Source organism: [Phormidium] sp. LEGE 05292 (assembly GCF_015207735.1).
Taxonomy (GTDB): Bacteria; Cyanobacteriota; Cyanobacteriia; order Cyanobacteriales; family Aerosakkonemataceae; genus Floridanema.
This window is the reverse complement of the sequence record NZ_JADEWG010000165.1, coordinates 1-12772: the sequence shown is the minus strand read 5'-3', so window position 1 is coordinate 12772 and position 12772 is coordinate 1. Positions and strand designations below refer to the sequence as shown.

The following is a 12772-nucleotide window of genomic DNA, read 5'->3' as shown; positions in this document are numbered from 1 at the left end:
CCCCCTACCTCCCCACTCCCCTACTTCTTCTTCCCAGTCCATAATCACTAGTCCCTTATCGGTTTATCATGGTGATGCTTTTGTTTGTGCTATGCCTGCGCCGGAAATGCGGTTTACTTATGGAATAGATTTTGCTGTTCCAGCGATCGGGAATCAGTGGTACAGTTGGTCTCCAAGTCAGGAAAGTTTTGCTAGTGCGATCTCACCTGCACGCACTTTTGGTTTAGCATACCAAGTTGAAGAGTTACGGGCTAAAGGTTTAATCAAAGGTGGTACTTTGGATAATGCACTAGTTTGTGACAATTCTGGTTGGATTAATCCACCTTTGCGATTTGCAAATGAGCCAGTACGTCATAAAATTTTAGACTTAATAGGAGATCTGAGTTTATTGGGCAATATCCCGATCGCTCATTACTTTGCCTATAAAGCAAGTCACAACCTGCATATCCAACTAGCTAAGTTGTTACAAGCACAAGTGGAGACAAAGCGACAAGGGGACGAGGATACAAGCGTAAAAACTCTCTTACTTCCTAAACTTTCTCCCTAGCTCACAACTCAAAAAAGGACTCTTTAAAGACTTTGTATACAACGTCTTTACCCCACTTTGCAATCTCTAATTCACTTAATTCTTGATTGAAAGATTTATTCCTATAAATCGACAATCCAAAATCCAAAATCTAAAATTAATCTGCTCATGTCCGTAATCGAAGCAAGTACATCAAATTCTCAAACCTCTGAAGCAACAAATAGTGAAGCTTCTTTTGTGAGCCAAAAAATTTTTACAATTGAAGAAATTCAAAATTTGCTGCCCCATCGTTATCCCTTTTTATTAGTAGACCGCATCATTGATTATGTACCAGGAGAAAAGGCTGTAGGCATTAAAAATGTCACAGTTAATGAGCCTTTTTTTCAAGGACATTTTCCCGGAAGACCAATTATGCCGGGAGTGTTAATTGTTGAAGCAATGGCGCAAGTGGGTGGCATAGTGCTGACTCAATTACCTGAGATTGAACGCGGGTTATTTATGTTTGCGGGCATCGATGGTGTACGCTTCCGTCGTCCTGTAACACCAGGGGATCAATTAGTTATGACCTTGGAACTACTCAGCGTCAAACGTCGTCGATTTGGAAAAATGCGCGGCGTTACCTACGTAGACGGTAAACTCGCCTGCGAAGGCGAACTAATGTTTTCTTTGGTTGACTAGGAACTGAAGATTTTTAGATTGGAGATTTACAAATTGTAAATTTACTCTAAAATCTAAAGCCTAAAGCCTGAAATTTATGATGACTACCTTAATCCATCCCACTGCCGTCGTTCATCCCAGCGCCGAACTTCATCCTACAGTTCAGATTGGAGCATATTCTGTAATTGGGGAAAAGGTCAAAGTCGGTGCCGGAACAGTTATTGGCCCTCATGTTGTGATTGAAGGGCTAACAGAAATTGGTGAACGCAATGAAATTTTTCCTGGGGCTGCGATCGGTCTGGAACCTCAAGATTTAAAATACGATGGCTCCCTAAGTTTGGTCAAAATCGGTAATGGTAACAAAATTCGTGAGTATGTCACGATTAACCGTGCCACTAATGCCGGGGAAGCTACTGAAATCGGTAATAATAACTTACTGATGGCTTATGTCCATGTAGCCCACAACTGCGTAATTGAAGACTCAGTGGTAATTGCTAATTCTGTGTCTTTAGCAGGTCATGTTCATATTGAGTCGAAAGCGGTAATTGGCGGAGTTTTGGGTATCCATCAATTCGTTCATGTGGGACGTTTGGCAATGGTGGGCGGGATGAGTCGGATTGATCGCGATGTGCCACCATTTATGCTAGTAGAAGGCAGCCCTTCACGGGTGAGAACTCTTAATTTAGTCGGCTTAAAACGAGCAGGTTTTACTAGTAGTGATTTGGCAGATATTAAAAAAGCTTTCCGTCTACTATATCGCTCTGGACTTACCTTAAATCAAGCCCTAGAACAGTTGGAAGTATTAATTAATAATCCACATATCGAACATTTATACCACTTTCTCCAACTGTCTCAATTACCAAAACGCCGAGGGCTAATTCCTGGCAAATCTCTTTCTATAAATGTTGATGATAATTAGTCAAAAGGTCATTAGTTATTGTCATAGAGTGCTACCCCCATAGCTTCGCCAAGGTCAAGATTTAACAAATGACAAAGGACAAATGACATAATGGCTATTCACATTTTCATTTCCACTGGTGAAGTTTCTGGGGATTTACAAGGCGCATTATTAATTAACGCGCTGAAGCGCCAAGCCGAAAAATTAGAACAAGAATTGGAAATTGTGGCTTTGGGTGGTTCCCGCATGGCGCAAGCAGGTGCTACTTTGTTGGAAAATACAACCAAAATTGGCTCTGTGGGCATTCTGGAATCATTGCCCTATATTTTGCCAACGCTGCAAATCCAAAATCGTACTCAACAGTATTTACGGCAAAATCCTCCAGATTTGGTGATTTTAATTGATTACATGGGGCCAAATCTTGTTATTGGAAATTTTGTCCGAACAGTCTTGACAAATGTGCCAGTTGTATATTATATTGCCCCCCAAGTTTGGGTATGGTCGTTGAGCGATCGGGACACTAAACAAATTATCAAAAATTCCGATTTAATATTGGCAATTTTCCCCGAAGAAGCTCGTTTCTTCGCCGAAAAAGGCGTAAAAGTATCTTGGGTAGGTCATCCTTTACTAGATAAAATGATTGCTGCCCCGACTCGTTCCGCTGCGCGTGCTAGTTTGGGAATTGCGCCAGAAGAAACAGTAATTACCTTAGTACCAGCTTCTCGACGACAAGAACTTAGATATGTTTTACCAGTAATGTTGGCAGCTGCGAAAATTATCCAAACTAAAATTCCAGAGGTCAAATTTTTAATTCCCCTTTCCTTGGAAGCATTCCGCCAGTCTATAGAAAAAGCAGTTAAAGATTATAACCTAAAAGCTACTTTGCTAGCTGATAAAAATATAGAAGCAATTGCCGCATCTGACTTAGCAATTACCAAATCAGGAACCGTAAATCTAGAAATTGCCCTTTTGGATGTTCCTCAAGTCGTAATCTATCGCGTTAACCCAATTACTGCCTGGATCGCCAAAAAACTCTTAAAATTTTCTATTCCCTTCATGTCGCCACCGAACTTGGTGTTGATGAAAGCGATCGTACCCGAATTACTCCAAGAACAAGCCACACCCGAAAATATAGTCAAAGAAGCCCTAAACTTGTTAAATCCTGCCAACCGTTCCCAAGTTCTGGCAAATTATCAGCTGATGCGCCAAAGTTTAGGGCAAGAGGGCAGGGTGTGCGAAAAAGCAGCCCAAGAAATCTTCACCCTGCTACCTTAATAGCAGAGGACAAGGGGAATTTTTACTTCTGCCTTCTGCCTTCTGCCTTCTGCCTTTCCCAGAAAGATCATAATTCTTTAAGTATTGTTACTTCCTGCGTGGTATGATTGCATCTGGCTAGAAAAAGCCAAAGTCAAATTATAGAACTGGTTTGCGAGTTCCGTCATCTTGTCAGACTCATCTCATGAATCCACCACTGTAGCTACAGATAGTTCTCAAGTCGATTCTCAGGGAGAAACACCTAAAGAATCAATGCAGGACTACTATAGCCTGCAAAAAGAACTATACGTAGTCACCCTGACGACAACAGCGATTATTTTCGTCTCTGTTTGGATTTCTTACAACCTGAACACAGGGCTAAATTATTTGCTTGGGGCGTGTACAGGTGTGGTTTACTTGAGAATGTTGGCCAAAAATGTTGAACAGCTTGGTCAACAAAATCGCCGTCTGAGCAAGTCTCGGTTTGCCGTATTTATTGGGTTGATTATACTAGCAACTCAATTGAGTCAGCTACAGGTACTCCCGATATTTTTGGGATTCCTGACATACAAAGTTGCACTCCTATACCAGATGGTGCGAGCCCTCATGCCGTCCGATCCTAGATAGATTAGGCAAACTAGGTAAGGGGTTCAAAAGCTAAATTTCGGGGAAAGTCTCCTGAAGGTCAAAATGCTCAGTGACTTAAATTACTTAACTTTTACGCACCTAGCTAGTTTAGAAGTGGGTCATCATTTCTACTGGCAAGTCGGCAATTTAAAACTACACGGGCAAGTATTTCTCACCTCCTGGTTCGTAATTGCTCTCCTATTAGTAGCTTCATTCCTAGCTACTAAGAACATCCAAAGAATTCCTAGCGGTATGCAGAATTTTATGGAATATGTTCTGGAGTTTATCCAATCCCTGGCGAAAAACCAAATAGGTGAGAAAGAATACCGTCCTTGGGTGCCATTTGTCGGCACACTGTTTTTGTTTATTTTCGTGTCGAATTGGTCAGGAGCATTGATTCCTTGGAAATTAATTCAACTTCCAGAAGGCGAATTAGCTGCACCCACCAATGACATCAACACGACAGTATCCTTAGCATTACTAACTTCCTTAGCGTACTTTTACGCTGGGTTTAGTAAGCGGGGGTTAGGGTACTTTAGGAAATATATCGAACCAACACCAGTCCTATTACCCATTGCGATTTTAGAAGATTTCACCAAACCACTTTCCCTGAGCTTCCGTCTATTTGGAAACATCTTGGCGGATGAACTAGTAGTTGGGGTGTTGGTGCTACTAGTGCCTCTGTTTGTACCTTTGCCGATTATGGCTTTAGGTTTGTTCACCAGTGCAATTCAAGCTTTAGTATTTGCTACCCTGGCGGCGGCATATATTCATGAGGCGATGGAAGGGCATGGTGGAGAAGAACATCATGAGGAGCATGGTTAGTCCTCATTTAATGGTAGTTTGAGTAGGAAGAGAGAATTTGGCATTAAGGAAGTAAATTGCTCATTCCTGGCTCAAAACTCAAGACTCAAAAATCCGATTTGTTTTGTTGTGTAGATAAGGTAAGTTAAAACATCATGGATCCATTGGTTGCTGCTGCTTCAGTATTGGCTGCTGCTTTAGCTGTTGGTTTAGCTGCTATTGGCCCTGGTATTGGTCAAGGTAATGCGTCTGGACAAGCTGTAGAAGGTATTGCGCGTCAGCCAGAAGCTGAAGGTAAGATTCGCGGTACTTTACTGTTAACTCTAGCGTTCATGGAATCACTGACCATCTACGGTCTGGTTATTTCTCTAGTATTGTTGTTTGCTAACCCATTTGCAGGTTAAGCACACTCACGCTTAGAGGGAAAAATGGGTAATGGAGAATAGCAAATTTGCGATGTGAGATGGAAAATTGAGATTTAATTTGCCATCTGCCAACTAAGAATTTGAAATTCCTCCATACCCAAGAAAGTGATTTTGTCCAGATTTATTTTGCTCCCAGGTAGTTTTTGAAACTGTAAAAAATGTTTGATTTCGACGCCACTTTGCCTTTAATGGCAGTACAGTTTTTGCTGTTGGCGGCGGTGTTGAATGCGGTTTTCTATAAGCCTCTGTCTAAGGCAATAGATGAGCGCTCTGAATATATCCGCACCAATGAAGTTGAGGCACGCGAACGTTTGGCGAAAGCAGAGCAACTGGCAAAGCAGTATGAGGAACAGCTAGCTGTAGCTCGTCGGCAAGCTCAAAGTGTAATTGCCGCCGCTCAAGAAGATGCCAAGAAAATCGCGCAACAGAAAAATTCTGAGGCTGTTGCAGAAGTACAAGCTCGACTAGAGCAGACAAGGAAAGAAATAGACGAGCAAAAACAAGCTGCAATGACTTCTCTAGAACAGGAAGTAGATGCTCTAAGTCGCCAAATTCTGGAAAAGCTTTTGGGGCCAAGTCTAGCAAATAGATAGAGTGAATGCTTTTTGGCATTGCTGAAACAAGGCTTTACTTAGTGTCAAAAATCGGCTCTAAGTAAAAAGCGAATGTATGGGAAATTGAGCCGCTATCAATGTGAATGGGTATGATGGAGACTTTCTTTTTACTGGCTACAGAAGCTCATTCGGAAGCAGCGGAATCGGGGGGTTTTGGGCTGAATTTTGATTTATTAGAAACCAACCTGATTAACCTAGCTATTCTGATTGGAGTCATATTTTACTTAGGGCGTAAAATCGTAACTAATATCCTGATCGAAAGACGTAAAAGGATTTTAGAAGAGATTGGCGAAGCAGAAGGTCGCCAACGCCAAGCAGCTGAAGCTTTAGCAGATCAACAACAAAAGTTGGCTCAGGCACAAGCAGAAGCAGAACGGATTAGAAAAGAAGCTGAAGCGACGGCTCTTGCGGCTAAAGAATCTATCCTAGCTCAAGGAGCTAAGGAAGTAGAAAATTTGCGAAAAAAAGCCAGCGAAGATTTGAATACAGAAACAGAAAGAGTGCTAGCAGAGTTACGCCAAAGAGTAACAGAGTTAGCAATTCAAAGAGTGGAATCTCAGCTAACATCTGTTTTGGATGAATCCGCGCAACAAGAATTAGTTAATAACAGCATTGCCCTGCTAGGAGGAAACCAATGAAAGGAAACTTATTTGGTGAAGCAGTAGCAGAACCTTATGCAGAAGCGATGATGTCAGTAGCGCAAAGTCAGAACTTGACAGAGAAGTTCGGTGAAGATGCGCGGGGTTTAATTGAACTGGTAAAAAGTTCTCCTGAACTGCAAAAGTTTCTTGGCGATCCATTAGTTCCAGCAGGCAAAAGAAAGGAAATAATTCGTCAAATTGTCGGCGATCAAATTCATCCTTTTATGGTGAAGTTTTTGATGCTTTTGGTAGATAAGAAGCGGATTCTGTTTTTAGAAACAATTTGCCAAGAGTATTTAAATCGGTTGAGAGAACTCAATCAAACTGTTTTGGCTGAGGTGACTTCGGCTGTGGAATTGAGTGAAGAGCAGAAACACTCGGTTCGGGAAAGGGTAAAATCCCTATCAGGTGCTCACGAAGTAGAACTCGCAACGAAAGTCGATCGAGACCTCATCGGTGGGGTAATCATCAAGGTTGGTTCTCAGGTGTTTGATGCGAGTTTACGCGGTCAATTACGTCGCATTTCTCTGCGCTTGAGTAACGCCTAATCTGGGAAGGCTCCAGGGCAGAAGGAAAGCAGGCTTTTACTTTTTTGCTCTGCCAATCATTAATTAACTGACTAAGTAACAACTAAGAAATTAACACTTCCATGATCAGTATCAGACCAGACGAAATTAGCAGCATTATTCGCCAGCAAATTGAGCAATACGACCAAACTGTTGATGTCACTAATGTTGGTACAGTATTGCAAGTGGGAGACGGGATCGCTCGGATTTATGGCTTGGATAGGGTCATGTCTGGGGAACTGTTAGAGTTTGAAGATGGCACGATCGGCATCGCGTTGAACTTGGAACAAGATAACGTGGGTGCGGTGTTGATGGGCGAAGGTTTGGAAATCCAAGAAGGTAGTACCGTTAAAGCTACTGGTAAAATCGCTCAGGTTCCTGTAGGGGATTCTCTGATTGGTAGAGTTGTAGATGCTCTAGGCCGTCCGATCGATGGTAAGGGAGATTTGGGAACTAACGAATTTCGCTTGATTGAATCTCCAGCACCCGGTATTGTAGCCCGGAAATCGGTTTGTGAACCAATGCAAACTGGGATTACGGCGATCGATGCGATGATTCCTGTAGGTCGGGGACAACGGGAGTTAATCATTGGCGATCGTCAAACCGGAAAAACTGCGATCGCAATTGATACCATCCTCAACCAAAAAGAAGAAAACGTTGTCTGCGTTTATGTAGCGATCGGACAAAAAGCTTCCACCGTTGCTAACGTAGTTCAAAAGCTGCAAGATGGCGGCGCTATGGATTACACCATTGTTGTTGCTGCTAACGCTAGTGACCCTGCTACCCTACAATACTTAGCGCCTTATAGCGGTGCAAGTATGGCTGAGTACTTCATGTACAAAGGCAGACACACCCTGATCATTTATGATGATCTTTCCAAACAAGCGGCAGCTTATCGCCAAATGTCCTTGCTGCTGCGTCGTCCACCAGGACGGGAAGCTTATCCCGGAGATGTATTCTACCTCCACTCTCGTTTGTTGGAACGCGCCGCTAAATTGAATGATGAACTGGGTGGCGGAAGTATGACTGCTTTACCAATCATCGAAACTCAAGCGGGTGACGTATCTGCTTACATTCCTACCAACGTAATTTCGATTACCGACGGTCAGATTTTCTTGACCACAGACTTGTTTAACTCTGGTGTTCGTCCAGCGATTAACCCTGGTATCTCCGTATCTCGCGTAGGTTCGGCAGCACAAACCAAGGCGATGAAACAAGTTGCTGGTAAACTGAAGCTGGAATTGGCTCAGTTTGATGATTTGGCAGCTTTCGCTCAGTTCGCTTCTGATTTGGATAAAACGACTCAAGACCAATTATCACGGGGTCAACGCTTGCGCGAACTGCTGAAGCAACCTCAATATTCGCCACTGTCGATCGCAGAACAAGTTGCTTTGGTGTACGCAGGTTTGAATGGTTACTTAGATGATGTACCAGTAGAGAAAGTGACTGGTTTCACTGCTGGACTGCGGGAATACTTAAAGACCAGCAAGCCGAAGTATATCGAATTGATCCGCAACGAGAAGAAGTTGGGTGATGAAGCAGAAGCTTTGTTGAAGGAAGCAATCCTAGACTTTAAGAAGAACTTCCTGGCAATGGCTAAGTAATTTCAGATTTTGGATTTTGGATTTTAAATTTAATTCAAAATCCAAAATCTAAAATCTAAAATCTAAAATCTAAAATCGGACAATGGCTAATTTAAAAGCAATTCGCGATCGCATTAAGTCGGTTAAAAACACCAAAAAAATCACCGAAGCGATGCGCCTCGTAGCAGCAGCTAAGGTGCGTCGTGCTCAAGAACAAGTTATCGCCACCCGTCCCTTTGCTGATGCTTTAGCTCAGGTTCTCTACGGTTTACAGTCCCGGTTACGCTTTGAAGATGCTAATTTACCTCTACTCAGACAACGGCAAGTTCGTTCTGTAGGGTTGTTAGTGGTGACAGGCGATCGGGGTCTGTGTGGTGGTTATAACAATAACGTAATTAAGCGGGCAGAAAACCGTGCCAAGGAACTGAAAGCCGAAGGACTCGACTATAAGTTTGTTCTGGTGGGACGGAAAGCGATTCAGTATTTCCAACGCCGCGAACAACCAATTGATGCTACATTTTCCGGTTTAGAACAAGTTCCGACAGCGGCAGAAGCATCAGCTATTGCGGATGAACTCCTGTCTTTATTTTTGTCGGAAAGTGTCGATCGAGTAGAACTGGTTTACACCAAGTTTGTCTCGCTGATTAGTTCTCGTCCAGTAATTCAAACTTTGTTACCCCTCGATCCCCAAGGCTTGGAACCCTCAGATGATGAAGTTTTCCGTCTCACTACTAAGGGTGGTCAATTTCAGGTGGAACGCAGTAAGGTAACAACCGAAGTTCGCAGTTTCCCCAGAGATATGCTCTTCGAGCAAGATCCAGTGCAAATTCTTGATGCTTTGTTACCGTTGTATTTAAATAACCAATTGTTACGGGCATTACAAGAATCAGCAGCTAGTGAACTAGCTGCTAGAATGACAGCAATGAACAATGCTAGCGACAACGCTAGTGAGTTGATTGGGACATTAACCCTGTCGTACAATAAGGCACGACAAGCAGCCATTACACAGGAACTTTTAGAAGTTGTTGCTGGTGCGGATGCTCTAGGTTAGAACCAAGCATTATTAATATTTCAGTTTTCCACCCCCTGGTTGAAAGCGCCTGAAGATGCAGGCGCTTTTTTCTAGGTTATGGGTTAGCTGAGATTACAGATCGGCAGCGAGCGATCGTACTACTTATTTTTATGGCTATTTTTGCCACCCTTGCTACCAATCTCAGACATATGTTCCCGGTCTTCACTCACAGCTTCACCGCCCTTACGACCAATTTCTGCCATGTGTTGGCGGTCTTTACTGACGGTTTCGCCGCCTTTACGTCCAGCTTCTCTAGCCTCTTCTGGGGTAAATTCATGGGCTGTACCCTTTTCATGGGCAGCTTTCCCACCTTTGCTAGCAATTTCTCTTTGCTTCTCTTTATCCATTGAGGCGAATCCGCGTTTACTTTTCTCTGCCATGACTAGACTCCACTTTATTTCAAACCTGGCAATTTGATTATGCAGCTAATTACATCCTAGAAATCTTCTATGGACGATCTCTTCTTACTACAGGATTATCTATTTTAGTAATTTTAGTAGCCTACTCTACCAAATTGGGTATCAATTTATGAACGAGTTAGTCTGCATCTGATTCAAGGATACAAAACGATCGCGCTTTTGGAGAAAATGGTTGAGATTGCTAAGTAATGTAACGGATTTTGAGCTAGTACTTAGTTTTTTCCCTCCATATCTAATTGTCTAGAAGGCTATCCTTTAGCAAAATGAACCCATAGCGTTTGTATCTCTAGATACTATTATACCTATCTTTAGGGATTGCAAGCTAAGTTATTGTGTAACCAAAGGAACATAATTTACTACAAGCTTTATACAAGCTTCACATAACTTAGGATGAGTCAGAAGGTCAATGAAGATTTGAATAAGAAAATCCCGTAATACTACCGGATCAGGAACTATGCCCTTATGATTTGAATCTAATACCTAAGTAGTTTCACGGGAATTCAGTTTAAAAGAATCTATGATGACACCACCAGGGCTGTGTCCAACATTTGTCCAAGAAGAAATGTTTAATTCTAGAATGTATCAGGTGGCTCACCCTTCAACTCATTCTGTGATTAAACGATTTATAGATATAGTAGGCAGTATTGTCGGGTTGTTAATTCTGGCTATTGTATTTTTACCAATTGCGATCGCTATTAAGCTAGATAGCCCAGGCCCCATATTCTACACTCAACAGCGTTGTGGGTTCCAGGGACAAACTTTTAAGATTCGTAAATTCCGATCGATGGTAACTAATGCAGAAGCTCTTAAATCAAAAGTAAAGAACGAAGCTAAAGGATTGATATTTAAAAATGAAAATGACCCTCGTGTTACTCGCGTCGGAAATTTCCTAAGAAAAACTAGTTTGGATGAATTGCCGCAATTTTGGAACGTTTTAAAGGGAGAAATGAGCTTAGTTGGTACTCGTCCACCAACACTTGATGAAGTTGCTCAATACAAAGAACATCACTGGCGCAGACTAGATGTTAAGCCTGGTATTACTGGATTATGGCAAGTTAGCGGTCGTTCTTCTGTTAAAGATTTTGAAGAAGTCGTACTTTTGGATTTGAATTATCAAAAAAATTGGCATCCTCTTTACGACATTTACTTAATTATTAAAACTATAGAAGTAGTAGTGATGAGGAAAGGTGCTTACTAAAAAAATCAGCCAAAGTAAAGGAACCTCTTGCCTTGCTTTGGCTTTTTTTCGGTTCTTAATTTAGCAAATTTTTTCTAGTTCCAACTTAACGAATAATTAGCATTAACACCCGCTTCACTATTATTAAAACCATCTCTGGCGATCGGAAACTGACAAGCATATTGCGGAAGATAATAGTTGGCTAATTGTGTGTAATGGTTAAACACACAGTTATCTAACTTAGCTCCTGAAAGATTCACACCTCTGAGGTCAGCTTCAGTTAAATTAGCTTTACTCAAATTTGTCCACTTTAATTGTGCATTGTACAAGGAAGCTTTAGTAAAATTGGCGCTAGTTAGGTCTGCGCCTATAAAATTGACTCCCTTGAGTTCTGCTTCGGTAAAATTAGTGCCAATTAAATTTGCTCCTTGAAAGTTAGCACCACTCAACTTTGCTTCACTTAAATTTACTCCACTTAAGTCAACTCCAGTGAAATCAACTCCGTTGAGAAAAGCTCCAGTGAGATTAACATTTTGGAGCAGTGCGTTTTCTAAAGAAGCTCCACTTAATCTAGCAGCACTTAAATTTGCCCAGCTAAGAATTGCACCATTAAGATTAGCACCTCTGAGGTTAATTCCGGTTAAATTTGCTCCACAAAGATTTGCTTTTGCTAAGTCAGCATTTCTCAAGTTAGCAGCATGAAGATTAGCACCACTCAGTCGAGATGCTGTTAATTTTGATTTAACTAAAAAAGCGCCATTTAGGTTAGCTTTAGTTAAATCGGCATTTTCCAAACTACCTTCACTTAATTTAACAAAACTTAAATTTGCCCAATTTAATGATGCGCCATTCAGATTTGATTTAGTGAGAAAAGCTTTACTAAAATTCGCTCCAGTAAGATTTGCTTGTGCTAAATTTACTCCGATTAAAGTTACACTGCTTAAGTCTACTCCTCGCAGGTCATATCCAGAGAAGTCTCTATGTCCCATATCATAAAGCCTGAGCATAATGTGACGAGCCATGTTCTGCGAATTCCTATTGCTAAATTTTTCCTCTGTTCTGAGAAGATATGTTTATTGTTTGGAGACTGGGATTCCTTATAAATCAAGAATTTGACGAAATAATCCGGTTTGCTTATCACCAGAAGTACAAGAGAGCTAATTTATTTTTCCCTGTTGGGCTTCTAATTTAAACAGTCTACTAAGAATATTACTTTGGTTGCCTTGAGGAAAAATTTAAGAAAAAAGATGTTTTGTCAAGCAAATTTAACAATTTATTTATATTTACTACTGATTTTACAAAAATTGTCAGTCAAATGGAAGATGAAGGTAACAGGTGAGAGTAAAGAATTATTGCTTTTCAAGTAGAGGCTATTGGTCTAAAGCAAGACATTTTGGTTAGGTAAGAGAACAGGGAAGAAGAGGTGGGAAGGTAGGAAGGTAGCGGGAGTAGGGGAAGTAACGGCTACAGGGAGTATCTTCTGCCAACACTTCCCACACTCCCCCACCT

15 protein-coding genes are annotated in these 12772 nt (G+C 41.6%); 13 read left to right on the top strand and 2 right to left on the bottom strand.

Annotated features, from left to right (window positions below):
* The 12 genes from IQ264_RS27700 to IQ264_RS27645 form a co-directional block, all read left to right on the top strand.
* Positions 1-547 (top strand): UDP-3-O-acyl-N-acetylglucosamine deacetylase (locus tag IQ264_RS27700; RefSeq protein ID WP_193985004.1); only part of this gene is annotated, 547 nt, incomplete at its 5' end.
* Between the two features lie 147 nt (positions 548-694).
* Entirely contained in the window at positions 695-1204 is a 510-nt protein-coding gene (fabZ, locus tag IQ264_RS27695; RefSeq protein ID WP_193985002.1) for a 3-hydroxyacyl-ACP dehydratase FabZ, read from the top strand.
* Between the two features lie 79 nt (positions 1205-1283).
* On the top strand, positions 1284-2102 hold the full coding sequence (gene lpxA / locus IQ264_RS27690) for an acyl-ACP--UDP-N-acetylglucosamine O-acyltransferase (RefSeq protein ID WP_193985013.1): 819 nt from the start codon (positions 1284-1286) through the stop codon (positions 2100-2102).
* Positions 2103-2192: 90 nt separating this feature from the next.
* Positions 2193-3356, top strand: coding sequence for a lipid-A-disaccharide synthase (lpxB, locus tag IQ264_RS27685; RefSeq protein ID WP_228061868.1), 1164 nt, complete (start codon positions 2193-2195; stop codon positions 3354-3356).
* A gap of 168 nt (positions 3357-3524) precedes the next feature.
* On the top strand, positions 3525-3962 hold the full coding sequence (locus IQ264_RS27680; RefSeq protein ID WP_228061867.1) for an ATP synthase subunit I: 438 nt from the start codon (positions 3525-3527) through the stop codon (positions 3960-3962).
* A 63-nt stretch (positions 3963-4025) separates the two neighbouring features.
* Positions 4026-4787: a F0F1 ATP synthase subunit A gene (gene atpB, locus IQ264_RS27675; protein WP_193985000.1), complete on the top strand. Its 762-nt coding sequence runs from the start codon at positions 4026-4028 to the stop codon at positions 4785-4787.
* A gap of 134 nt (positions 4788-4921) precedes the next feature.
* Entirely contained in the window at positions 4922-5170 is a 249-nt protein-coding gene (atpE, locus tag IQ264_RS27670) for an ATP synthase F0 subunit C (protein ID WP_193984998.1), read from the top strand.
* A 179-nt stretch (positions 5171-5349) separates the two neighbouring features.
* Entirely contained in the window at positions 5350-5784 is a 435-nt protein-coding gene (locus IQ264_RS27665; protein ID WP_193984996.1) for a F0F1 ATP synthase subunit B', read from the top strand.
* Between the two features lie 113 nt (positions 5785-5897).
* Positions 5898-6443, top strand: a complete 546-nt coding sequence (locus IQ264_RS27660; RefSeq protein WP_228061870.1) for a F0F1 ATP synthase subunit B — start codon at positions 5898-5900, stop codon at positions 6441-6443.
* Positions 6440-6994, top strand: coding sequence for an ATP synthase F1 subunit delta (atpH, locus tag IQ264_RS27655; RefSeq protein ID WP_193984992.1), 555 nt, complete (start codon positions 6440-6442; stop codon positions 6992-6994). The genes IQ264_RS27660 and atpH overlap by 4 nt, the downstream gene beginning before the upstream one ends.
* 101 nt (positions 6995-7095) lie before the next feature.
* On the top strand, positions 7096-8616 hold the full coding sequence (atpA, locus tag IQ264_RS27650; RefSeq protein ID WP_193984990.1) for a F0F1 ATP synthase subunit alpha: 1521 nt from the start codon (positions 7096-7098) through the stop codon (positions 8614-8616).
* 82 nt (positions 8617-8698) lie between these two features.
* Positions 8699-9646, top strand: coding sequence for a F0F1 ATP synthase subunit gamma (locus tag IQ264_RS27645; protein WP_193984988.1), 948 nt, complete (start codon positions 8699-8701; stop codon positions 9644-9646).
* Positions 9647-9765: 119 nt separating this feature from the next.
* On the opposite strand, the gene IQ264_RS27640 is transcribed toward IQ264_RS27645, so the two are convergent.
* Positions 9766-10047 (bottom strand): KGG domain-containing protein, encoded by a 282-nt coding sequence (locus IQ264_RS27640; protein ID WP_073593807.1) that lies wholly within the window; start codon positions 10045-10047, stop codon positions 9766-9768.
* Positions 10048-10603: 556 nt separating this feature from the next.
* On the opposite strand from IQ264_RS27640, the gene IQ264_RS27635 reads away from it, so the two are divergent.
* The gene (locus IQ264_RS27635) at positions 10604-11284 is read left to right on the top strand and encodes a sugar transferase (RefSeq protein ID WP_322744819.1); all 681 of its coding nucleotides are present in this window, start codon (positions 10604-10606) and stop codon (positions 11282-11284) included.
* Between the two features lie 74 nt (positions 11285-11358).
* Here IQ264_RS27635 and IQ264_RS27630 read toward each other — a convergent pair whose 3' ends face one another.
* Positions 11359-12285, bottom strand: a complete 927-nt coding sequence (locus IQ264_RS27630) for a pentapeptide repeat-containing protein (protein ID WP_193984986.1) — start codon at positions 12283-12285, stop codon at positions 11359-11361.
* Between the last annotated feature and the right edge of the window lie 487 nt (positions 12286-12772).

What these genes read in the sequence shown, in the direction of transcription:
- atpE (WP_193984998.1), top strand. Translation starts at nt 4,922, where the DNA reads ATGGATCCATTGGTTGCTGCTGCTTCAGTATTGGCTGCTGCTTTAGCT.
- lpxA (WP_193985013.1), top strand. Translation starts at nt 1,284, where the DNA reads ATGACTACCTTAATCCATCCCACTGCCGTCGTTCATCCCAGCGCCGAA.
- fabZ (WP_193985002.1), top strand. Translation starts at nt 695, where the DNA reads ATGTCCGTAATCGAAGCAAGTACATCAAATTCTCAAACCTCTGAAGCA.
- atpB (WP_193985000.1), top strand. Translation starts at nt 4,026, where the DNA reads ATGCTCAGTGACTTAAATTACTTAACTTTTACGCACCTAGCTAGTTTA.
- IQ264_RS27665 (WP_193984996.1), top strand. Translation starts at nt 5,350, where the DNA reads ATGTTTGATTTCGACGCCACTTTGCCTTTAATGGCAGTACAGTTTTTG.
- atpA (WP_193984990.1), top strand. Translation starts at nt 7,096, where the DNA reads ATGATCAGTATCAGACCAGACGAAATTAGCAGCATTATTCGCCAGCAA.
- IQ264_RS27645 (WP_193984988.1), top strand. Translation starts at nt 8,699, where the DNA reads ATGGCTAATTTAAAAGCAATTCGCGATCGCATTAAGTCGGTTAAAAAC.
- lpxB (WP_228061868.1), top strand. Translation starts at nt 2,193, where the DNA reads ATGGCTATTCACATTTTCATTTCCACTGGTGAAGTTTCTGGGGATTTA.
- IQ264_RS27660 (WP_228061870.1), top strand. Translation starts at nt 5,898, where the DNA reads ATGGAGACTTTCTTTTTACTGGCTACAGAAGCTCATTCGGAAGCAGCG.
- atpH (WP_193984992.1), top strand. Translation starts at nt 6,440, where the DNA reads ATGAAAGGAAACTTATTTGGTGAAGCAGTAGCAGAACCTTATGCAGAA.
- IQ264_RS27635 (WP_322744819.1), top strand. Translation starts at nt 10,604, where the DNA reads ATGATGACACCACCAGGGCTGTGTCCAACATTTGTCCAAGAAGAAATG.
- IQ264_RS27630 (WP_193984986.1), bottom strand. Translation starts at nt 12,285, where the DNA reads ATGGCTCGTCACATTATGCTCAGGCTTTATGATATGGGACATAGAGAC.
- IQ264_RS27640 (WP_073593807.1), bottom strand. Translation starts at nt 10,047, where the DNA reads ATGGCAGAGAAAAGTAAACGCGGATTCGCCTCAATGGATAAAGAGAAG.